The organism is Caballeronia arvi (assembly GCF_001544695.2).
Classification (GTDB): Bacteria; Pseudomonadota; Gammaproteobacteria; order Burkholderiales; family Burkholderiaceae; genus Caballeronia; species Caballeronia arvi.
Genome location: NZ_FCOM02000005.1, coordinates 125,863 through 147,362 on the forward strand (window position 1 = coordinate 125,863; position 21,500 = coordinate 147,362).

21 protein-coding genes are annotated in these 21,500 nt (G+C 62.9%); 8 read left to right on the top strand and 13 right to left on the bottom strand.

Translation table 11 applies throughout. From position 1 onward, the window contains the following. Positions 1-203 precede the first annotated feature (203 nt). From ada to AWB74_RS08300, 10 genes are all read right to left on the bottom strand, one after another. Positions 204-1,286, bottom strand: coding sequence for a bifunctional DNA-binding transcriptional regulator/O6-methylguanine-DNA methyltransferase Ada (gene ada, locus AWB74_RS08255; RefSeq protein ID WP_061146288.1), 1,083 nt, complete (start codon positions 1,284-1,286; stop codon positions 204-206). Positions 1,287-1,610: 324 nt separating this feature from the next. Further along, positions 1,611-2,951 carry an ATP-dependent protease ATPase subunit HslU gene (hslU, locus tag AWB74_RS08260; RefSeq protein WP_061146289.1) on the bottom strand — a complete coding sequence of 447 codons (1,341 nt, stop codon included), beginning with the start codon at positions 2,949-2,951 and terminating at the stop codon, positions 1,611-1,613. Positions 2,952-2,963: 12 nt separating this feature from the next. Beyond that, positions 2,964-3,500 carry an ATP-dependent protease subunit HslV gene (gene hslV, locus AWB74_RS08265; protein ID WP_061122422.1) on the bottom strand — a complete coding sequence of 179 codons (537 nt, stop codon included), beginning with the start codon at positions 3,498-3,500 and terminating at the stop codon, positions 2,964-2,966. A 367-nt stretch (positions 3,501-3,867) separates the two neighbouring features. Then, on the bottom strand, positions 3,868-4,284 hold the full coding sequence (dksA, locus tag AWB74_RS08270; protein WP_061146290.1) for an RNA polymerase-binding protein DksA: 417 nt from the start codon (positions 4,282-4,284) through the stop codon (positions 3,868-3,870). A gap of 569 nt (positions 4,285-4,853) precedes the next feature. Then, a complete protein-coding gene (locus tag AWB74_RS08275) occupies positions 4,854-5,915 on the bottom strand; it encodes a CobW family GTP-binding protein (protein ID WP_061146291.1) in 1,062 nt (353 codons plus the stop codon). A gap of 108 nt (positions 5,916-6,023) precedes the next feature. Further along, entirely contained in the window at positions 6,024-7,223 is a 1,200-nt protein-coding gene (locus tag AWB74_RS08280; RefSeq protein WP_061146292.1) for a class I SAM-dependent rRNA methyltransferase, read from the bottom strand. A 43-nt stretch (positions 7,224-7,266) separates the two neighbouring features. After that, positions 7,267-8,181, bottom strand: a complete 915-nt coding sequence (gene xerC, locus AWB74_RS08285) for a tyrosine recombinase XerC (protein WP_061146293.1) — start codon at positions 8,179-8,181, stop codon at positions 7,267-7,269. Between the two features lie 2 nt (positions 8,182-8,183). Next, the gene (locus AWB74_RS08290; protein ID WP_061146294.1) at positions 8,184-8,903 is read right to left on the bottom strand and encodes a DUF484 family protein; all 720 of its coding nucleotides are present in this window, start codon (positions 8,901-8,903) and stop codon (positions 8,184-8,186) included. 16 nt (positions 8,904-8,919) lie between these two features. Next, positions 8,920-9,792, bottom strand: coding sequence for a diaminopimelate epimerase (gene dapF / locus AWB74_RS08295; RefSeq protein WP_061146295.1), 873 nt, complete (start codon positions 9,790-9,792; stop codon positions 8,920-8,922). Positions 9,793-9,853: 61 nt separating this feature from the next. Next, the gene (locus AWB74_RS08300) at positions 9,854-10,738 is read right to left on the bottom strand and encodes a lipid A biosynthesis lauroyl acyltransferase (protein ID WP_061146296.1); all 885 of its coding nucleotides are present in this window, start codon (positions 10,736-10,738) and stop codon (positions 9,854-9,856) included. 243 nt (positions 10,739-10,981) lie between these two features. On the opposite strand from AWB74_RS08300, the gene metK reads away from it, so the two are divergent. Further along, complete coding sequence (gene metK / locus AWB74_RS08305) at positions 10,982-12,169, top strand: methionine adenosyltransferase (protein WP_061146297.1); 1,188 nt, start codon at positions 10,982-10,984, stop codon at positions 12,167-12,169. 115 nt (positions 12,170-12,284) lie between these two features. Here metK and AWB74_RS08310 read toward each other — a convergent pair whose 3' ends face one another. Continuing rightward, positions 12,285-12,635 (bottom strand): hypothetical protein, encoded by a 351-nt coding sequence (locus AWB74_RS08310; RefSeq protein ID WP_200821945.1) that lies wholly within the window; start codon positions 12,633-12,635, stop codon positions 12,285-12,287. Between the two features lie 311 nt (positions 12,636-12,946). Between AWB74_RS08310 and AWB74_RS08315 the strand changes: the two genes are divergently transcribed. After that, complete coding sequence (locus AWB74_RS08315; protein ID WP_061146299.1) at positions 12,947-13,723, top strand: phytanoyl-CoA dioxygenase family protein; 777 nt, start codon at positions 12,947-12,949, stop codon at positions 13,721-13,723. 4 nt (positions 13,724-13,727) lie between these two features. Here the strand turns inward: AWB74_RS08315 and AWB74_RS08320 are convergent, their stop codons facing one another. After that, positions 13,728-13,931: a DUF3185 family protein gene (locus AWB74_RS08320; protein WP_061146300.1), complete on the bottom strand. Its 204-nt coding sequence runs from the start codon at positions 13,929-13,931 to the stop codon at positions 13,728-13,730. Between the two features lie 58 nt (positions 13,932-13,989). Beyond that, a complete protein-coding gene (locus AWB74_RS08325; RefSeq protein ID WP_061146301.1) occupies positions 13,990-14,787 on the bottom strand; it encodes a mechanosensitive ion channel family protein in 798 nt (265 codons plus the stop codon). A gap of 223 nt (positions 14,788-15,010) precedes the next feature. Here AWB74_RS08325 and mgrA point away from each other — a divergent pair, with 223 nt between their 5' ends. The 6 genes from mgrA to AWB74_RS08355 all read left to right on the top strand — a co-directional run bounded on the left by mgrA (position 15,011) and on the right by AWB74_RS08355 (position 21,494). After that, positions 15,011-16,054, top strand: a complete 1,044-nt coding sequence (gene mgrA, locus AWB74_RS08330) for an L-glyceraldehyde 3-phosphate reductase (RefSeq protein WP_061146302.1) — start codon at positions 15,011-15,013, stop codon at positions 16,052-16,054. A 460-nt stretch (positions 16,055-16,514) separates the two neighbouring features. After that, positions 16,515-17,285 carry a ferredoxin--NADP reductase gene (locus AWB74_RS08335; RefSeq protein ID WP_061146303.1) on the top strand — a complete coding sequence of 257 codons (771 nt, stop codon included), beginning with the start codon at positions 16,515-16,517 and terminating at the stop codon, positions 17,283-17,285. 343 nt (positions 17,286-17,628) lie between these two features. Beyond that, positions 17,629-18,504 (top strand): sensor histidine kinase, encoded by an 876-nt coding sequence (locus AWB74_RS08340; protein ID WP_061146304.1) that lies wholly within the window; start codon positions 17,629-17,631, stop codon positions 18,502-18,504. An 11-nt stretch (positions 18,505-18,515) separates the two neighbouring features. Continuing rightward, the gene (rqpR, locus tag AWB74_RS08345; protein ID WP_061146305.1) at positions 18,516-19,169 is read left to right on the top strand and encodes a response regulator transcription factor RqpR; all 654 of its coding nucleotides are present in this window, start codon (positions 18,516-18,518) and stop codon (positions 19,167-19,169) included. A gap of 158 nt (positions 19,170-19,327) precedes the next feature. Then, positions 19,328-20,770 (top strand): amino acid permease, encoded by a 1,443-nt coding sequence (locus tag AWB74_RS08350; protein WP_061146306.1) that lies wholly within the window; start codon positions 19,328-19,330, stop codon positions 20,768-20,770. Between the two features lie 247 nt (positions 20,771-21,017). Next, positions 21,018-21,494 (top strand): (2Fe-2S)-binding protein, encoded by a 477-nt coding sequence (locus tag AWB74_RS08355; RefSeq protein WP_061146307.1) that lies wholly within the window; start codon positions 21,018-21,020, stop codon positions 21,492-21,494. Positions 21,495-21,500: the final 6 nt, after the last annotated feature.

Consider the following 21,500-nt stretch of genomic DNA (forward strand, 5'->3'; position numbering starts at 1 on the left):
GCGTTCTGCGAGGAGCGCGAGCGGTGTGCGCGCGGCCGTATTTTTAGGGTAGCGGGCACTTTAACATTTCGGTGTCAGGTGCGCTTGAGCCCAGAATCCGCAAGGCTTTGCGGGTTTTTCGGAGGTCTTTACGGAGCCGAGGTGAACGGCTCGCGAGGTATTCGATGCGCCCGCGCGTCACGGGGACGGCGAGCGCTCAGGCGTTACGCAACCTTGTCGGATTCGCGATGCGCGCGCTCCGTTTCGAGCAGGACTTCCTTGCGCGGTGCGCCCCAGCGATAGCCCGCGATCGCACCGTCCTTGCCGATCACGCGATGACACGGAATCGCGAGCGCCACCGGATTCGATGCGCACGCATTCGCGACCGCCCGCACCGCGCGCGGCGAGCCGAGGGCTTCGGCGATCTCCGTATAACTGCGCGTCTGACCGTATGGGATACGCCGCAACGCGTCCCATACACGCCGCTGAAACGCGGTCGCGCCGATGTCGAGCGGCAAGTCGACGCGCTCGCGCGTGCCTTGCAGATACGCGCGAACCTGCGCGATGAACGGCTCCATCTTCGCGGCATCGTCGACGCGCTTCGCTTGGGCAAAATCGGCGGCGAGCTGTTCGACGAGCGCGCTGGCGTCATCGCCGAAGGCGATCTTGCACACGCCTTTGTCCGTTGCCGCGACGAGTACGGCGCCGAGCGGCGTATCGGCGGTGGCGTAGCGCACCGTCAGGCCCGCGCCCTGGCGTTTGTACTCGGAGGGCGTCATGCCGAGCTCGGCGGGCACGGCCTCGTACATGCGCGACGGCGAGCCGAAACCCGCGTCGTGCGTCGCGCGCGTGACATCGCGGCCGCGCTGCAACGCGTCGCGCAACACGCCCGCGCGCTGCGCCGCCTGATACTGCCGCGGCGAAATGCCGACGATCCGCGAGAACAGTCGCTGCAGATGAAACGGACTCACATGGACGGCTTCGCTCAGTTGCGCGAGCGTCAGGCGTTGCTGCGGATCGGCGTCGAGCACCTTGCATGCGCGCTCGACGATCGCCAGTTCGCGCGGCAGGCTCGTCGGCTGGCAGCGCTTGCACGGGCGGTATCCGGCTTGTTCGGCGGCGTCGGTCGTCGGAAAGAATTCGACGTTTTCCCGACGCGGCGCCCGCGACGCGCATGACGGCCGGCAGAACACGCCGGTCGTGCGCACGGCGAAGAAGAAGGCGCCGTCGGCGCGCTGATCGCGGTCGCAGACGGCCTGCCAGCGGTTCTCATCCGAAGAAAAAACAGGGTTCGATACGGTTTTCATGACGACCTCGATGGCTCTTGGGTACGGGACCACTGTAGAGCCGTGCAGACGAGGTTACGCGCCGATTCTTGCGGTGTCATCGGTAGGTCGAATCCGAAAACTGACGCGCAGATACCACAACTCGACGCTATAGGGGTTTTTACTAAAATTTCTATTGCGTCGCATCAAGTGCCTGTGTATAGTTGGAACTGTCTCCTCCATGTCTCCTCCTGATATGGATTCAGCCCGCCCCACAAGGCGGGCTTTTTTTCGTCTGTACGTTCTTACGCGCAAACAAAAAACCGGGCAACGCGGCCCGGTTTTTCTGTAAGCGACGCGCAGCCGTTACAGCACGTAGCGCGACAAATCCTCGTCCTGCGCGACTTCGCCGAGCGCGCGATCCACATATGCTGCATCGATCCGAACCGGCTGGCCCGCGTGATTGCCCGCCGCGAACGACACTTCCTCCAGCAGCTTCTCGATCACCGTATACAAGCGCCGCGCGCCGATGTTCTCGGTCTTCTCGTTCACCGAAAACGCAATTTCAGCCAGACGCCGGATGCCTTCTTGCGTGAAATCCAGCTCGACGTCTTCCGTCGCGAGCAGCGCCTTGTACTGCTTGACCAGGCTCGCGTCGGTCGCATTCAGGATCGCCTCGAAATCTTCGACGGACAGCGAATCCAGCTCCACGCGAATCGGGAAGCGCCCTTGCAACTCGGGAATCAGATCGCTCGGCTTGGCGAGATGAAACGCGCCGCTCGCGATGAACAGGATGTGATCGGTCTTGATCATCCCGTACTTCGTGTTGATGGTGGTACCTTCGACGAGCGGAAGCAGGTCGCGCTGCACGCCCGCGCGCGACACCTCGGCGCCGCCGGTTTCGCTGCGCGACGCGATCTTGTCGATCTCGTCGAGGAACACGATGCCGTTCTGCTCGACGTTCTGCACCGCGCGGCTCTTGACCTCTTCGTCGTTGAGCATCTTGCCGGCTTCTTCGTCGGTGAGCAGCTTGAGCGCTTCCTTGACCTTCACCTTGCGGCGCGTCTTCTTGCCGCCGCCGATGTTCGCGAACATCGAGCGAATCTGCTCGGTCATGTCTTCCATGCCCGGCGGCCCCATGATGTCCATGCCGGCTTGCGGCATTTCCACGTCGAGCTCGATTTCCTTGTCGTCGAGCGCGCCTTCGCGCAGACGCTTGCGGAAGGTTTGACGCGTCGCGTTGTCGCCTTCCGCCGCGCCTTCGGAAGAAGCGCCGAAGCCGACCGGCCGCGCCGTCGGCAGCAGAATATCGAGAATGCGGTCTTCGGCGCGATCTTCCGCCTTCGTGCGCACTTTCTTCATCTCGGATTCGCGCGTCTGCTTGACGGAAATCTCGATCAGATCGCGCACGATGCTGTCGACATCGCGGCCCACGTAGCCGACTTCCGTGAACTTCGTCGCTTCGATCTTGATGAACGGCGCATCCGCGAGCTTCGCGAGACGGCGCGCGATCTCGGTCTTGCCGACGCCCGTCGGCCCGATCATCAGAATGTTTTTCGGCGTGATTTCCTGGCGCAGCGGCTCCGCGACCTGCTGACGGCGCCAGCGGTTGCGCAGCGCGACGGCCACGGCCTTTTTGGCGCGGCCCTGGCCGATGATGTGCTTGTCCAGTTCGGAGACGATTTCGGAGGGAGTCATGGTGGTCATCGCTTGGGTCCTTTACTCGATCGTCTCGATGACGCGATTGTGGTTCGTGTAGATGCACATGTCGCCGGCGATGGTGAGCGCCTTTTCGACGATTTCGCGCGGGGAGAGATCCGTGTTCTCGATGAGCGCCTGCGCGGCGGCCTGCGCATACGCGCCGCCCGAGCCGATCGCGGCGATGCCGTGTTCGGGATCGAGCACGTCGCCGTTGCCGGTGATGACGAGCGTCGTGTCCTTGTCGGCGGTGATCAGCATGGCTTCGAGCCGGCGCAGCATGCGGTCGGTGCGCCAGTCTTTCGCCAGTTCGACCGCGGCGCGCGTCAGATTGCCCTGATGTTTCTCGAGCTTCGCTTCGAAGCGATCGAGCAGCGAGAACGCGTCGGCGGTGCCGCCCGCGAACCCGACCAGCACCTTGCCTCCATAGATGCGGCGCACTTTCTTCGCGCCCCCTTTCATGACGATGTTGCCGAGCGTCACCTGACCATCGCCGCCCAGCGCGACCTTGCCGTCGCGGCGCACGGAGACGATGGTCGTGCCGTGAAATTGTTCCATGTGCGTTCCTTGGATAAACAGACGAAGCGTGGCGATGAAAATCCGCCGCGCAGTCGAGAATTCGATGGAGTGCACGGCGCGGGGTTCCGCCCGCGCCTCAGGCCTCGGGCGGACGGCGCCGCGCTCGCGCCAGCCGCCATGATGCTTTTGCGGGGCGCGTCCGGTTCATTTTAGGGCGACGGAAGATTTATCAAGGCATACGGCGCCGATGCGCCGCTTCCGTCACGGAAAAAAACGCGGCCAAAAAGCAAAAGGCACCCGCTGATGGGTGCCTTTTCCTCGATGCGACTGCGTGTGCGCAACTTTTCAGCGGCGGCGTCTTCCCCGTGGCGGGCGAATCCCGCAACGACGCCTGCCCGCAGCGAGATCAGTCGCCGAAGAGTTTCTGACGCAGTTCGCGGCGTTCCTGAGCTTCGAGCGAGAGCGTGGCCGTCGGACGCGCGAGCAAACGCGGAATGCCGATGGGTTCGCCCGTTTCCTCGCACCAGCCGTAATCGCCCGATTCGATGCGCGCGAGAGACTGCTGCACCTTCTTCAGAAGCTTGCGCTCGCGGTCGCGCGTGCGCAGCTCCAGTGCATGCTCTTCCTCGATGGTCGCGCGATCCGCCGGGTCCGGCACGATCACCGTTTCCCGCAGATTTTCGGTCGTCTGGCCGGCATTCTTCAGAATGTCCGCTTGCAACTGCTCGAGCCGGTTCTTGAAGAAGGCGAGTTGAACCTCGTTCATGTAGTCCTTCTCGCTCATCTTCAGGATTTCGGCTTCGGTCAAGAGTTTCGTTGTCATCTGCTTGCTTCTTCAATGTAAGGCGATGTCTTCGCAACGCCCGCACTTGCGTTGCCCGCATGCAGCGCATCGGTACGCCTGGATTGCGCAATACGCCGATGCGGGGCCGAACTCCTCTGGAAACCGATATTGGATGATGCTCCGGAAAGGCCCAGGCGCATTTGCAATTTGCATGGTCCGAAAACTCCGGCCCCGGTGCTTTGTCTTGATTTGCCTTCCCCCGGCAAATCGAGGCATCGTCCCGACGGGACATCCCTTTACTGACGTCCGCTGGCCGGCGTTTGAACGCGCGCCCGGCGGAACTGCCCTTCTCCAGTGGGGCTGTATTGTAACTGAACCGCAATTTCCGACGAAACCCACGGAAAACCCTGTCAATTCGCGCCGGAATTTCAAAAATATAACGCCTGAACGTGCAAAAAGCGATGTCGGTTGGTGGTCACGGCTACATACCCGCATCGAAAGTCCGTTCGTGAAAAACGCCGCGCGCGAGCCTTTCGCGGCGGCGTTTTCTGCAAATGCACGACTTCACTCCGCGCGGGTCGTACATTCCAAGCGAGATGCGTGCCGGATTACTTCACGAGGCAGGCGTCGAGCCCGTCGGTGATCAGATCCTTCGGCAGCTCGATGCCGATGAACACCATCTTGCTGTTCTTCTTCTCGATCGGCATCCACTTGCCGGCGAGATCGCTGCCCATCATCTGATGCACGCCCTGGAACACGACCTTGCGATCGACGCCCTTCATATAGAGCACGCCCTTGTAGCGCAGCAGGCGCTCGCCATAGATCTGCAGAATGCCGCCGAGAAAGTCTTCGAGGCGGTTCGGATCGAACGGCTTGTCGCTGCGGTACACGAACGACTTGATCTTGTCGTCGTGATGCGCGTGATGGTGGTGATGATGGCCGTGCTCGTGATCGTGGCTATGATCGTGGCCGCAGGTCGAATGATCGTGGTCGTCATCGTGCGCATGGTCGTGATCGTCTTCCGCGAGGAAATCCGGATCGATTTCGAGCTTCGAGTTCAGATTGAAGCCGCGCAGATCGAAGATTTCCTTGATGTCCGCATCGCCGAAATTCACGACCTTGATCGCCGCGCGCGGGTTCATGTGCAGCAGGCGATGCTTGAGCGATTCGAGTTCGTCGGCGGAAACGAGATCCGATTTCGTGACAAACAGGCGGTCCGCGAAGCCGACCTGGCGCTGCACCACCTCATGCTGGTCGAGCTGCGAATTGGCGTGTTTCGCGTCGACGAGCGTGATGATCGCGTCGAGCAGGAATTCGTCGGCGACGGTGTTGTCCATGAAGAACGTCTGCGCGACCGGGCCCGGATTCGCGAGGCCGGTCGTTTCGATCACGACGCGGTCGAACGCGAGCGTGCCCGCCTTCTTGCGATTCGCGAGGTCTTCGAGCGCGCGCGCCAGATCGCCGCGGATCGTGCAGCAGATGCAGCCGTTGCTCATCTGGATGATCTGCTCGTTCGTTTCCTGCACGAGGATTTCGTTGTCGATGTTCTCTTCGCCGAACTCGTTCTCGATCACGGCGATCTTCATGCCGTGCGGCTCGTTCAGGATGCGCTTGAGCAGCGTGGTTTTGCCGCTGCCCAGAAAGCCGGTCAGGATGGTTACGGGAATCATGGTTCGCCTGTGTCCTTGTCTATGCGCTGAATCAATTATTGAAACATATTTGTCAAGCCGACGCTTCTGCGGCCCAAACCGCTGCGGATCGCGCGTAGATTGGGGCGCTCACGCGATTTGCAACAGCAGCCCTTTCAGGTATTCGCCTTCCGGAAACGCCGTCAGCAGCGGATGATCGACGCCCGCGCCCAGGCGCTTGAGGATGCGCGCATCGACGCGCGCGTCCGACGCCGCGCCCGCGACGATCTTCTGGAACAGCTCGGAATCGATCGCGCCCGAGCACGAATACGTGAAGAGCAGGCCGCCCGGACGCAGCAGTTTGAAACCGCTCAGGTTGATGTCCTTGTACGCGCGCGCGGCGCGATCGACGGTTTCCTTCGACGGCGCGAACTTCGGCGGATCGAGCACGATCAGGTCGAAGCGCTGGCCTTCGTCGTAGAGACGGCGCAGCGTCTTGAAGGCATCGGCGTCGAGCCATTCGGCTTTTTGCGCGTCGAAACCGTTCGCCGTCACGTTCGCGCGTGCGAGTGCGAGCGCTTCGCCGGACGAATCCACGGACACGACGCGCGTCGCACCGCCTTTCAGCGCGGCGAGCGAAAAACCGCCCGTATAGCAGAAGCAGTTGAGTACGTCGCGGCCGTGCGCGTTCTGCGCGACGAGCACGCGGTTATCGCGTTGATCGACGTAAAAACCCGTCTTGTGGCCGTTTCTGACATCGACGTGATAGCGCACGCCGCATTCATCGACGATCAACGTCTCGGGCGGCGCGTCGCCCGCGAGCACGCCGGTCGTCTGTTCGAGCCCTTCCTTCTGGCGGATCGATACGTCCGAGCGCTCGTAGACGTTCGGGCAGCCGGTAGCAGCAGACAACGCCTGCACGATGGCCTCTTTCCACGCTTCGACGCCCGTCGCCATGAACTGGCAGACGAGCTGCGCGTGCTTGCCGTCATCCGCGACGTAGTAATCGACGATCAGCCCCGGCAAGCCGTCCGCTTCGCCGAAGACGAGACGCGTGGCGCCGGTGTCCTTCACCATCGTCTGCCGATGCGCGACCGCGCGCTGCACGCGCCGCTTGAAGAACGCGTGATCGATGGGCTCGGCTTCGTCGAAAGTCCATACGCGCGCGCGAATCTGCGATTGCGGGCTGTACGACGCGCGCGCGAGAAAACGTCCGTCCGCCGCGCGCGCGATGACGGTCGCGCCCGGCGCGGGATCGCCGTCGATGCGCGCGATGGCGTTCGCGTAAATCCACGGATGGCGGCGAACGAGCGATCTGTCCTTCGACGGCTTGAGCGTGATGGTGTTCATTGCAATCCGGAGGCGGCGCCGATGGAGCGAGGCGCTCGCGGCGTTAATCGCGCTTCTTCGCGCGCGGGTGCGCCGCATCGTAGACGCGGGCGAGATGTTGAAAATCGAGTGACGTGTAAACCTGCGTGGCCGTGATGCTCGCGTGGCCGAGCAGCTCCTGCACCGCGCGCAGGTCGCCGCTCGATTGCAGGACGTGCGTCGCGAACGAATGGCGCAGCACGTGCGGATGCACGTTCGACGGAATGCCCGCCTGCAGCGCGAGCCGCTTCACGCGCTCGCGCACCACGCCGGGCGACATGCGGTTGCCGCGCACGGAGAGAAAAAGCGCGTGCGGATCGAGCTTCACGAACTCGTCGCGTACGCCGATCCATGCGCGCAATGCGTGGATCGCCTTGCTGCCGACCGGCACCTTGCGCTCGCGCTTTCCTTTGCCGCGGACGTGAACCTCGGCGCTGTCGAGATCGAGCCAGCTGACGGACGATTCGACGTGGCGAACGTCGAGGCTCACCAGTTCGGCGAGCCGCAAGCCCGACGAGTAGAAGAGCTCGAGCATCGCCTGATCGCGCAGCGCTTCGGTCGTATCGGCGTGCGGCGCGTCCATCAGTTGTTGCGCGTGATCGACGGAAAGCGCCTTCGGCAAGGTCTTTTCGCGTTTTGGCGCGCGCACCGTCGCAACAGGATTCGCGGACATTTCGATGCGCTCGGCGAGCCATCGATAAAACGCGCGCCACGCCGACAGGCGATGCGCGATCGAACGCGACGACAATCCCGCTGCGTGCGCGCGCACGACCGCGCCGCGAATATCGGCGGCGGTCAGCGATTCGAGCGGGCGGTCCTTCGCGAGCGCGCGCAGTTCGGAAAGCTCGTGCGTGTAGCCGCGCAGCGTGTGTTCGGAGAGATGCCGCTGATGCTCCAGCATCGCGAGATAGTCGGCGATCACATCCGCGGCGGCGTTCATGTTCAGTGTGGCAGCAAGCGAGAAAGCGCCGCGCTCGCCAGTGCGCCGATCTGCGTGAGGAAGTCGGTCGCCATGCCGTCGTGGAAGCGGCGTGGATCGGGCGAGCCCATCACGAGCAGTCCGAAGCTCGGCGCATCCGGGCCGGCTTGCGGATCGCGCAGCGCGATCAGCGAAACGGATTCGATCTTGCGGTCGATGTCGGACGGGCCGTCGCTCGGCGCGACCGTCGCCGATGCCGAGTTGGCGGCGCGGAGCCACTGCGCGGCCGCAAAGCCCGTGTCGACGCCGCAGTACGGCGTCGCGAGGCCGCTCGTGAAGAGGCGCACTTCCTCGCCGACCTGACGCGCGAAATCCGCCTGCCGATACGCTTCGTCGATATCCCACACCCGCAGCGCGGCATGCGGCACATCGAAAACTTCGCACAGGCCTTTGCTGATCGTCGCGGGGAGCGCGTACGGATCGCGCTGCGAAATCACGCGCACGGTCCAGCGGTTGAACTTGGTCGAGATGCTGTCGTTTTCGTGGCCGTAGCGCAGCAGTTCGGCGAGACGGCGTTCGAGCTGCTTGTTCTTGTCGCGCAGCATTTCCATCTGGCGCTCCTGCAGCGACACGGCGGCCTTGCCGTGCGGATTCGAGAGCCGGATGGTGCCGAGCAGTTCCGCGTGCTCGACGAAGAAATCGGGGTTGTCGAGCAGGTAGTCGGCGACTTCGCGTGGATTCATGATGACGTGGTTGCGTTTAGACGATGCGATCGAGCTCGATTTCGCCTTCGAAGACGGTCGCGGCGGGCCCTGCCATGAACAGCGCGGCGGATTCGTTATGCGCGCCGTCCCAGGTGATCGTGAGCGTGCCGCCGTGCGTGTCGACGCGCACGGGCGAATCGAGCAGACCGCGGCGGATGCCTGCCGCCACCGCCGCGCATGCGCCGGTGCCGCACGCGAGCGTTTCGCCCGCGCCGCGCTCGTAGACGCGCAGTTTCACCGAATGACGATCGACGATCTGCATGAAGCCCGCATTGACGCGCTTCGGAAAGCGCGCGTGCCGCTCGATCAGCGGGCCTTCGGTCAGGACCGGATAGGTTTCGACGTCGTCGACGGTTTGCACGGCGTGCGGATTGCCCATCGATACGGTCGAGATCCAGCGTGTTTCACCGTTCACGTCGAGCGGCCAGAGCGTGTCCTTGCCTTGCCGCATGCCTTGCAGCGTGTGGGCATCGAAGGGCACGAGAGGCGGATCGAACACCGGCGTGCTCATGTCGACGAGGACTTCGCCGTTGTCCTGCATCGTCAGCGTGATGACGCCGTTTTGCACCTGCACGCGCACGCGCGATGCGTCCGTCAGGCCGCGATCGCGCACGAACTTCACGAAGCAGCGCGCGCCGTTGCCGCAGTGCTCGACTTCGCCGCCATCGCAATTGAAGATGCGGTATTTGAAATCGACGCCTTCGATCGTCGGCTTTTCCACGAGGAGCAACTGATCCGCGCCCACGCCGAAATGACGGTTCGCGAGCGCGCGCACCTGGCTCGCGCTCAGATCGAGCGTTTGCGTGTAGCCGTCGAGCACGACGAAATCGTTGCCCGCGCCTTGCATCTTTGTAAATTTGAGTCTCATGGCCGCTATTGTATGTGAGCCGAAGCGCAGGGTTTCACGCCGATCGCGCGTGAATTCGACCTCAATAAAATCCCGGCTCGCCCGGCGGCCGCGTCTTGAAGCGCTTGTGAACCCAATAATATTGCTCCGGCATGTGCGGAATCTGCTCTTCGAGGAACGCGTTCATGCGGCGCGCGTCGGCTTCGTCGTCGCCGGTGGGGTAGTTGTCCCACGGCTTGAAAATCTTCAGCCGATAACCCTTGTAGTCCGGCAGCACCTCGCCGATGAACGGCACGACCTGCGCCTTGCCCGTCTTCGCGAGCCGGCCGACGGCCGTCAGCGTGCAGGTGGGAATGCCGAAGAACGGCACGAACGTGGAGTTGCGCATGCCGTAATCCATGTCCGCGCCGAGCATCACGGGCTTGCGGTCGCGCAGCCAGCGCAGCACGATGCGGGCGCTGTCGGCGCGGCTCGCCATGTCGGCGCCGAAGCGGGCGCGCTGGGTCTTCGCGAGTTCTTCGATCTGCGGATTCGAGAACGGCTGATACAGCGACCCGCATTGCCGATGCAGCGAATAATTGAGGAAGATCGAGCCCGCCTCGATGCCGACGAAATGCAGCCCGAGAAAGAGCGTGGGCGGCAGATCCGGATCGGTGAGATCGACGGCGCTGTCCAGTTCGATCAGCTTTTCCAGCTTCTTCGCCGAGCCGAACCATTGCACGCTGCGCTCCACGTAGCTGCGGATCGCGTGACGAAAGTGCTTCTGCGCGATGTCCTCGCGCTTTTCGTCGCTCCATTCGGGAAAGCACAGCTTCAGATTCGTGTGAACGATGCGTCTGCGGCGGCTCGGAATCTGATAGAGCAGCCAGCCGAGGGCATCGCCGAAACGGGCGGTGATGCCATAGGGAATGAGCGCCAGGAACTTGAGAAAGCCGATGGCGAGCGCCACACCGATGCGCCCTAGCATGAGGGGCTCCAGCGTGCGGATGAACGATGCGGGACCAAGGAAGCCAAAGGGGTCAATTCTGTGAAATTCAGGGAAGCCGGTATAATAGAACCTTCGCCGAGTTAATGGACAACTTGCGGGGCGAAGCCGGAACGCAGCGAACGCTGCTTTCCGGAGAAATGATCCGCTAAAGCGTCGCCGCTTCAGACTCCAAACGAAGTCGGCTACGTGAATAAAAACCGTAACCAACTTGGAGTCTGAAGCGTGAAAAACGACTACCTCTTTACTTCCGAATCTGTTTCCGAAGGCCACCCGGACAAGGTCGCCGATCAAATCTCCGACGCCATCCTCGACGCCATTTTGTCGCAGGACAAATATTCGCGCGTCGCGGCGGAAACGCTCTGCAACACCGGTCTCGTCGTCCTCGCGGGCGAAATCACGACCACAGCCAACGTCGACTACATCCAGATCGCGCGCGACACCATCAAGCGCATCGGTTACGACAACACCGATTTCGGCATCGACTACCGCGGCTGTGCTGTGCTCGTCGCTTACGACAAGCAATCGCCGGATATCGCGCAAGGCGTGAACAAGGCGCATGACGACAATCTCGATCAGGGCGCCGGCGACCAGGGCCTGATGTTCGGCTACGCGTGCGACGAAACGCCCGAACTCATGCCGCTGCCGATCCACCTGTCGCACCGCCTCGTCGAGCGTCAGGCGAACCTGCGCCGCGACGGCCGTTTGCCCTGGCTGCGCCCGGACGCGAAGTCGCAGGTCACCGTGCGTTACGTCGATGGCAAGGCGCACTCGATCGACACCGTCGTGCTGTCCACGCAGCATTCGCCGGACATCGATCTGCCGCAACTGCGCGAGGCGGTCATCGAAGAAGTCATCAAGCCGACGCTGCCGAAGGATCTCATCAAGGGCGACATCAAGTTCCTGGTGAACCCGACGGGCCGTTTCGTCATCGGCGGTCCGCAAGGCGACTGCGGTCTGACGGGCCGCAAGATCATCGTCGATACGTACGGCGGCGCGGCTCCGCACGGCGGCGGCGCATTCTCGGGCAAGGATCCGTCGAAGGTCGACCGCTCGGCCGCCTACGCGGGCCGTTATGTCGCGAAGAACATCGTCGCGGCGGGGCTTGCATCGCGCGCGCTGATTCAGGTTTCGTACGCCATCGGCGTGGCGCGCCCGACTTCCGTGATGGTCAACACGTTCGGCACGGGCCGCGTGTCGGATGCCGAGATCACGAAGCTCGTGCTCGAGCATTTTGATCTGCGTCCGAAGGGCATCATCCAGATGCTCGACCTGCTGCGTCCGATCTACGAAAAGACGGCGGCGTACGGCCACTTCGGCCGCGAAGAGCCGGAATTCTCGTGGGAAGCCACCGACAAGGCGCTCGTGCTGGCCGAAGCGGCGGGCACCGAACCGGTCGCGAGCGTCGCGTAAGCACGGCGTTCATCGCATATGAAAAACGGCAAGCCGCGCGCTTGCCGTTTTTTTTTGCGCTTTTCTTGCGGAAGCGCCCGCCGGCATAACCGACGTTCGATGAAACGAAACGCGACTAGCGCGCGGCGAAGGCGTACCAGCCGGCGCTGCTCGTCGACAGGCGGCGCGGACGGCGGCTCGTCAGCGCGGCGGCCTTGGGCTTGGGCGCGGGCGCGCGCAACTGCATCGGACGGCGCAGCAGCGCGCGCAGCGACACGCGGCGCGAGGCCGTGCGCACGCGCAGATTGAAAAAGAAACCGCGGAACCACGACCGGATGCCGTCGACCGGATGCACGTTCTTCAATTGCTCGGTGAGCGCCTGTGTGCGGGCGGAGTGATGGCGCAAAGCGCGGATCACGCCGCGCCGGGCAGGACGCGCCGCGTGCGAAGCAACGCGGGTAAGGCCGATAGCGATTCGGTGGTTCATGTCAGCGGGAGGTCGATTGCGTGGAAGCAAACTCGACGATAGTCGTCTCAAAAATAGCGATCAAGGTATTCGATTCGAAGTGATTCAGCAGGTTGCACCGAACCTTCGCGGCCAATTTACAGGACGCTCATTACCGGGGTAAGTCCGCGTTTTCCCTGCGATTTAATGTAGCGATTGCTGATAAATAACCGGCAAAGCGTTGCGGCGCGGGCCTTTGCGCCGCATCGGATTTACAATTCATGTATTCGCCCCAATTCCGGATATAGCGTCGTCGGCATGGGTTATTCGAAAGCTGCTGACGAGGAACTGAAATGTCAGATCAAAATCCGCTTCAATCGAAAAAAGATCAGGTGCGCGAGCTGCGCCAAAACGGCTACGTGATCGTGAAAGGGCTGATCCCGAAAGAACGGCGCGACGCGATGCGCGAAGTCGCGCGCCAGCAGCTCGCAGTGGCCGCCGCGCCGGTCGAGTTCGAAGCCGATCTGAAATATCCCGGCGCGCCGGATTCGAAGGATGCGCCCGGCGGTCACACGGTTCGCCGTCTGCTCGACGCGTATGCGCGGCATCCGCTTTTCGCCGAGTTCGCGGCCTCGCCCGAAGTGCGCGGCTGGATGGAGCTGTATTTCGGCGAAGCGCCGTATCTGTCGCGCGCGCATCACAACTGCATGATGACGAAGCACCCGGCGTACGGCAGCCTGACCGGATGGCATCGCGACGTGCGCTACTGGGCATTCGAGCGCGACGATCTTGTCTCCGCGTGGCTCGCACTCGGCGACGAAACGGTGAACAACGGCGCACTGTGGTTCGTACCGGCATCGCACAAGCTGCCGTTTACGTCTGATCGTTTCGACGACGCCAGATTCTTCCGCTCCGATCTGCCCGAGAACGCCGCGCTGATCCGCACGGCGGTATCGCCCGAACTGGAGGCGGGCGATGTCGTGTTCTTCCATTGCAATACGCTGCACTCCGCCGGCAAGAACCTCACCGATCAGGTGAAGTTCTCGCTCGTCTTCACGTATCGCGGCGCGAGCAACGCGGCGCTGCCGGGCACGCGCTCGGCGTCGAAGCCGGAAGTGCCGCTCGTCTGAACCTTCAGCGTTTCGATGGAATCGCGAGGCCGATCAGCCCCGCGAGCGTCGCGACGATGCCGCCCGCGATCAGCCAGATGGTCTTGTTCGTGGGCGAGCCGGTGAAGAAGCGCGCGACGTCGTTGGAGAGCGAATGAAACGACTGGCCGCCGAAATACAGCAGCACGACGCCGCCGACAAGCAGCGCAAGTGAAATCGCTCGGGTCATAACGTGTTCTCGTCGAAAAAGGGGCGTCAGATTATTCGGTCTGCGCCCGCGCGTCCAGTTACGCCGCTTTTGCCTGCTCGCGCGTGTACGGCTGAATCTTGCGCAGCAGATCGGCCATCACGTACTGATGATCGCTCCGGTTGGTCCACGCACCGAGGTTGTACTTGACGCCGGTGTCGGTGTAATCGGTGACCGCGACCCACGGTGCCGACGGCCCTTCCTGCACGATCCGCGCATCTTCGCTCATCAGCCTGCGCAATTCCCCGAGCACGTTTTCGACGCCCAGGCCATGCTGCGCCTGAAAATTGATGACGACGCGCCGGCGGTCGTTCGCACTGTAATTGGTGATCGCGTTCGCCCAGATGAGGCTGTTCGGCACGTACATGATGATGCCGTCGGCTTTCGTGAGACGCGTCGTGAAAAGGCCGATCTCGTTGACCGTGCCCGCCGTCGTGCCGACGCCTTCGATGTAATCGCCGACGCGAAACGGCCGCAGCAGCAGCAGCATCAGACCGGCGGCGATATTCTGCAGCGTGCCTTGCAGCGCGAGGCCGATGGCGAGACCGGCGGCGCCCAGCACGGTCAGGATGCTGGCCGCGGCGATGCCGAATTTGCCGAGCGCTGCGACGATCGCGACGACGCGGATCGCCCACAGCGCGAGACTGGCGAGCACCGGCGTGAGCGTCGCGTCGACGTTCGTGCGGGCGAGCGTGCGGCGCAGCGCGTTCGCGACGGCGTTCGAAATCCACCAGCCGACCGCGAGGATCAGTAACGCCAGCAAAATGTCGATGCCGTAGGTCACGGCGATCGCGGCAAAGGAATCGTAGGCGGGGCGCAGTCTGTCGATCGGGTCCATCGGTCAAGCTCCTTCAAGCGAAATCTGCATTGGTCCGAGTTTGGGCGCGATCGTTCCCTTGCTGGCCGATCGGCCGGTGCCGAATAGCGGGACGCCGCTGCGCGCCGTGCGCGCTCAGCCCCGATTGGCTTACCATTGACGCCCCCGGGCAGGGACGGGCGGCGCGTGTCCCAAGTCCGATCAGCACGTCCGATCAATTCGCAATCCGCAGAGGAAATACGTCATGGCCTACGAAGCAGCGTCCGAGCGTTACACGCAGATGCAATACCGCACATGCGGCAGGAGCGGGTTGAAGCTGCCCGCGTTGTCGCTGGGTTTGTGGCACAACTTCGGCGATACGACGCCGATCTCCACGCAACGCGACATTCTGCGCACCGCGTTCGATCTCGGCGTCACGCATTTCGATCTCGCGAACAACTACGGCCCGCCGTACGGCAGCGCCGAGACGAATTTCGGCCGCATCTTCAAAGACGATTTCCGTCCGTATCGCGATGAATTGCTGATCTCGTCGAAAGCCGGCTGGGACATGTGGCCCGGTCCCTACGGCCAGGGCGGCGGCTCGCGCAAATATGTGCTCGCGAGCCTCGATCAGAGCCTGAAGCGCATGGGTCTCGATTACGTCGACATTTTCTACTCGCATCGCTTCGATGCCGATACGCCGCTCGAGGAAACCGCCGGCGCGCTCGCGACTGCCGTGCATTCGGGCAAAGCGCTCTACGTGGGCATCTCGTCGTATTCAGCGGCGAAGACGCGCGAAATGGCGAAGCTGCTCGCTGAGCATAAGGTGCCGCTGCTGATCCATCAGCCGTCGTACAACATGCTGAACCGATGGATCGAGAGCGAGCTACTCGACACGCTCGACGATATCGGCGCGGGCAGCATCGCGTTCACGCCGCTCGCGCAAGGCCTGTTGACCAGCAAATACCTGAAAGGCGTGCCGCAGGACGCGCGCGTGAACAAGCCGGGCGGCGGTTCGCTCAAACAGGAGCACTTGAGCGACGCGAACCTCGCGCACGTGCGCAAACTCGACGAACTCGCGCAGAAGCGCGGTCAGAGCCTTGCGCAGATGGCGCTCGCGTGGGCCCTGCGCGGCGGCCGCGTGACTTCGGTGCTGATCGGCGCGAGCCGGGCGGAGCAGGTCGCGGAAAATGTTGCCGCGCTGAAGAACCTCGAATTCACACAGGAAGAACTCGCGGAAATCGACCAGCACGCGCAGGAAGGCGGCATCAACCTGTGGGAAAAGCCGTCAACGGATCAGCGGATCTGACGCACGCCGTCCTTGCGCCGGCAAGGGTATTTCGGGATGAGCGGCGCATCCATTGCTATCATGCGAATTCGGCAGCTTATCGGCAGCGGACGTGTCCGTGCCGATCCGGCTGCCGGCCTTTGCTGACAGCCTGAAACGCACTTCTTCAGCACGCGCGTTCGCCCACGAGGCTCACGTGCGCGCGTTTGCCGCCGTATCGACGTTCGGACCGCGAAAGGACTATCGGGTTAAAATAGCCGATTGCACCAGCCGGGCTGTCTCGTTTTCTACACGAGGCTCACGCGAGGCGCGATCTTCGCATCGAACGCGCGGTCATCATCAGTCGATCGTCCTCTTCGCGCAGTGCGGCGCTCCCAGAGCGCACGTTTCGGCGCTGGCCCTGCGTGGCGTTGGCCGCAAATCGGCCGCGAGCGTCGGAGCGTCACCGCTTTTGCACAGTTAAAGCACAGTTCAAGAAGCCATGAGCAACCTTAATTCTCAAACCGTTCTGAGCGTCCACCACTGGACCGACACGCTTTTCAGTTTCACCTGCACCCGCGACTCCGCGTTCCGCTTCGAGAACGGCCAGTTCACGATGGTGGGCCTGGAAGTCGATGGCAAGCCGCTCCTGCGCGCGTACAGCCTCGCGAGCGCGAACTACGAAGAGCATCTCGAATTTCTGAGCATCAAGGTTCCCGACGGCCCGCTGACCTCGCGCCTGCAACACCTGAAGGTGGGTGATTCCGTGCTGATCGGCAAGAAGCCGACGGGCACGCTCGTCGCCGACAACCTGCTGCCCGGCAAGACGCTGTGGCTCCTCTCGACCGGCACGGGCCTGGCTCCCTTCATGTCGATCATCAAGGACCCGGACGTTTACGACCGCTACGAAAAGATCGTGCTCACGCACACCTGCCGCTTCGTCGACGAACTCGCGTACAAGGACTTCATCACCGAGCACTTGCCGGCGCATGAGCACATTGGTGAAATCGTCTCCGAGAAGCTCGTGTATTACCCGACCGTCACGCGCGAGGAATTCGCGAACCGCGGCCGCATCACGGATCTCATCGAGACGAAGAAGCTGTTCGCGGATCTCGCCGTCGAGCCGTTCTCGGTCGAGAACGATCGCGTGATGCTTTGCGGCAGCCCGCACATGCTGCGCGACACGCGCGAACTGCTCGACTCGATGGGCTTCAAGGAAGGCAGCAACAACCATCCTGGCCATTACGTCGTGGAGAAAGCGTTCGTCGGCTGATCGGTTCGACGCCGCGTTCGCAAAAACCGGAGCTTCGTGCTCCGGTTTTTTTTCGCCTTGCGCAACTCAGGTGAGCAGTCCGCTGTTACAAATCAGGCGCCGTCGGTAGGTGTTTTTCCTACGCAATGTGTGCATCGAACTTGGCAAACGACATGAAGTTCGTCCGTTTCGCCCTTGCCGGACATGGATTCAACATATTTTTGAGATATGATTCATCCACGCTGAGACGGCGTAAACGCGACCGCGTGATCCGTCTTCGATGTTACAGAGTGTAAATTCAGTTACGCCGCTCGTGAGACGCCCGAGGACGTAGCTCCAGTTGCGCTCAAAGCGAGGAGTGTGAATGAATCCGTCGGCCACCATCGCGCTCGATGAGAGCACGCATCACAGCCTGAACCGCCGCGCGTCGCTGCGCGGGGTTCCATCACCGTCGCCGGACCATGCCGGCGCGTCGTTCGTCTCACCCTATTCCGCATTGATCGACGCCAAGCTCAAAGGCGATCGTCAGATTCAGCGACTTGCCGCGCGCGTACAGGAACTCGCCGCGCTGCTCGCCGCGACGGAAGAGCGCGCGCGCCAGTCGCTCGCGCAGGATCTCCACGACAACACCGGCACTGCGCTTACCGTTGCCAATCTCGCGCTCGCGCGCGCCGAACACTGGCTGCCGGCCGATGCCCCCGCCGCCATAGGCGATGCGCTGCATCAGGCGCGCGCGGCGCTCGCGGATGTCTGCGAGACGAGTCATCGCATCGTCGAAGGGCTGCAAACGCCGGCATTCGATGCGAACTTCGCCGCGACGCTCGCCGACTGGATCGCGAGTTTCGGCGCCCGCACGGCGATTGCCGTCGATTTTTCCTGCCCGCACGACGCGCGCCTCGATCGCCTGTCGCACGATATGTCGCTTGCGCTTTTTCGCGTGATGCAGGAAGCGCTCGGCAACGTCGCGCGCCACGCGCAGGCCGCGCGCGCGAGCGTGGCCGTGTCGGTCGACGCTCAAGCCGTGACGCTCATCGTCGAGGACGACGGCGTCGGCATCAGCGCGGCGGCGCGTCGCAAAAGCGGGCGCTTCGGCCTGGCCGGGATGCGCGCGCGCTGCGAGGCGCTCGGCGGCAACTTGCGCGTCGCCGGGGCGAAACCCGCTGGAACCGCCGTGCGCGCGCGTCTGCCGTGGACGGCGGCGCGTCCCGGCCTGTTCGCGTTCAGCGTCGTCAACGCCTGAGACCGCCCGCGATGCTCAAGGTCCTGCTCGCCGACGATCACGCCATCGTGCGCCGCGGTGTCGCGCAATTGCTGCTGGAACGCGGCGTCGCGTCGGCAGTGTCGGAAGCGGAAAACGGCGTGCAGGCCATCGCGCTGGCCGCGCGCCATTCGCACGACGTCGCGATGCTCGATATCTCGCTGCCGGACGTCAACGGCATCGATCTGCTGAAGCGCATCAAGCGCGAGACGCCGCGCCTGCCTGTTTTGATGTTCTCGATGTATCGCGAGGATCAATACGCCGTGCGTGCGCTGAAGGCAGGCGCGTCCGGATATCTGTCGAAGACGGCGGACCCGGCGCTGATGATCGGCGCGATTCAGCAAGTCGCGGCGGGTCGCAAATACGTGAGCCCGGAAATGGCCGAAGCGCTCGCGACCTACGTGTCGCTTGACAGCGACCGCATGCCGCACGAGAAGCTTTCGGACCGCGAATATCAGACCCTTTGCATGCTCGCTTCGGGAAAGCGGCTGACGGATATCGCGCTGGCTTTATCTCTTTCGGTTAAAACGGTGAGCGTTTATCGCGCGCGGTTGCTGGAGAAGATGAAGCTCGCCAACAACGCCGAGCTTACTTTCTACGTGATGAGCAACCGTCTCGTCGATATGAACCCCGCCATCGCCGGCTAAATTTTATCTTATGCAAGATAAAATCGGGTGGTTTGTCAAAAAACATCGCAAATCTGCGTTGCAAGTTCTGATCTTAGGCACTCTCTGAGTCTCCGATAAAATATCGGGTTTTCCCGCATCAAGGGGCGCCCGCGCGCGCCAGAAGGAGACTCATCGCAATGTCGTTGTTCCGCAAGAAAAACATCGAGCAGATGCTGGCCGGCGCGCACAGCACGTCGCTCAAAAAGACGCTCGGCGCCCTCGATCTCACGTTCCTCGGCATCGGCGCCATCATCGGCACGGGCATTTTCGTGCTGACTGGAACCGGCGCCGTGCAGGCCGGCCCGGCGCTCATGATTTCGTTCATCGTCGCGGCGATCGCGTGCTGCTTCGCCGCGCTCGCCTACGCCGAGTTTTCATCGACGATTCCCGTCGCCGGCTCTATCTACACCTATTCGTATGCGACGCTCGGCGAGCTCGCCGCGTGGATCATCGGCTGGGATTTGATGCTCGAATACGGGCTTGCGACCTCCGCCGTGTCGGTCGGCTGGTCGGGCTATCTGCAATCGCTGCTGGCCGGCTTCGGCATTTCGCTGCCGACCGCGCTCACCGCCGCGCCCGGCGCGCTGCCCGGCCACGTCACGTTTTTCAACCTGCCGGCCTTCCTCGTGATGATGGCGGTCACGTCGCTGCTCTCGGTCGGCGTGAAGGAATCGACGCGCGTGAACAATGTCATGGTTGCGATCAAGGTGACCGTCGTGGTGCTCGTGATCGCGGTGGGCGTATTCCACGTCCAGCCGGCCAATTGGCACCCGTTCATGCCGAATGGCTGGTCAGGCGTGTTCGGCGCGGCGGCGGTGATGTTCTTCGCGTTCATCGGCTTCGATTCGGTTTCGTCGGCGGCCGAAGAAGTGAAGAATCCGAAGCGCGATCTGCCCATCGGCATCATCTCGTCGCTCGCGGTGTGCGCGGTGCTGTACGTGGCAGTGGCGGCGGTCGTGACGGGCATCGTGCCGTCGGCGCAGTTCGCGAACAATCCGCATCCGGTGTCGTTCGCGCTGCAAGTTGCGGGACAGAACTGGGTCGCGGGCTTCATCGATCTCGGCGCGGTGCTCGGTATGCTCACCGTGATCCTCGTGATGAGCTACGGCCAGACGCGCATCATCTACGCGATGTCGCGTGACGGCCTCTTGCCCGCGCGGCTTTCGAAGGTGCATCCGCGCTTCTCGACGCCGTTCCTCACGACATGGCTCGTCGGCATTTTCTTCGGACTGATCGGCGCGCTCGTGCCGCTCAACGTGCTCGCCGAGCTGATCAACATCGGCACGCTCGCCGCGTTCTCGATGGTCTCCATCGCCGTGCTGATCCTGCGCCGCACGCATCCCGACCTGCCGCGCGCGTTCCGCTGCCCCGGCGTGCCCGTCGTGCCGATCCTGGCGGTGGCGTCGTGCCTGTTCCTGATGATCAATCTCCAGCCGATGACGTGGATCGCGTTCGCAGTGTGGCTCGTGATCGGCCTCGCAATCTACTTCATGTATTCGCGCCGCAACTCGGTGCTGGGGCGCGCGCCGCTCGAAGCGCCTCGCGCCGTCGCGAAGAAGCGTGAAACCGTGACGCACTGAGCGCCTTCGTCCTCACGCGATTCATGCGAAAGCGCCGCCCGGGAGGCGGCGCCTTGCTTTCCGGGGCGCGTCGCGCGACGCGGACGGCGTGAATTTGGGACGGGCGTTCGACGGATAGCGAGGCCTTCCGATTTGTGTTTTACTCGATGTCACAAACACATAACACCCAACCCAGCTGAACGCTCGCGCGGCAGTAAGGCAGGTGCATCGGCGTGAAGCTGGTTCGTCCTCACCAGGAGACAGTGAAATGGCGCTCAGCATCAGCCTGACGGTCAATGGGAAACCTGTGACCGCCACCGTCGAACCGCATCTACTGCTCGTCCAGTTTCTCCGGGATCAACTCAGGCTCACCGGCACGCATATCGGCTGCGACACCGCGCAGTGCGGCGCGTGCACCGTTCATCTGGAAGGCCGCGCGATCAAAGCGTGCAACATGCTCGCCGCGCAAGCCGACGGCATGCACGTGACGACCATCGAAGGCATGGCGAAGGACGGCCAGCTTCATCCGATGCAGGCGGCTTTCAAGGAATGTCACGGCCTGCAATGCGGCTTCTGCACACCGGGCATGGTGATGAGCGCAAGCGCGCTGGCCGCGCAATCGCCCGATCTCACTGAAGAAGAAGTGCGCGAGCAGCTCGACGGCAATCTGTGCCGCTGCACCGGCTATCACAACATCGTGAAAGCGGTCCTCCAGGGCGCGCAGGCCATGAAGGCTGGCGCCTGACACGAC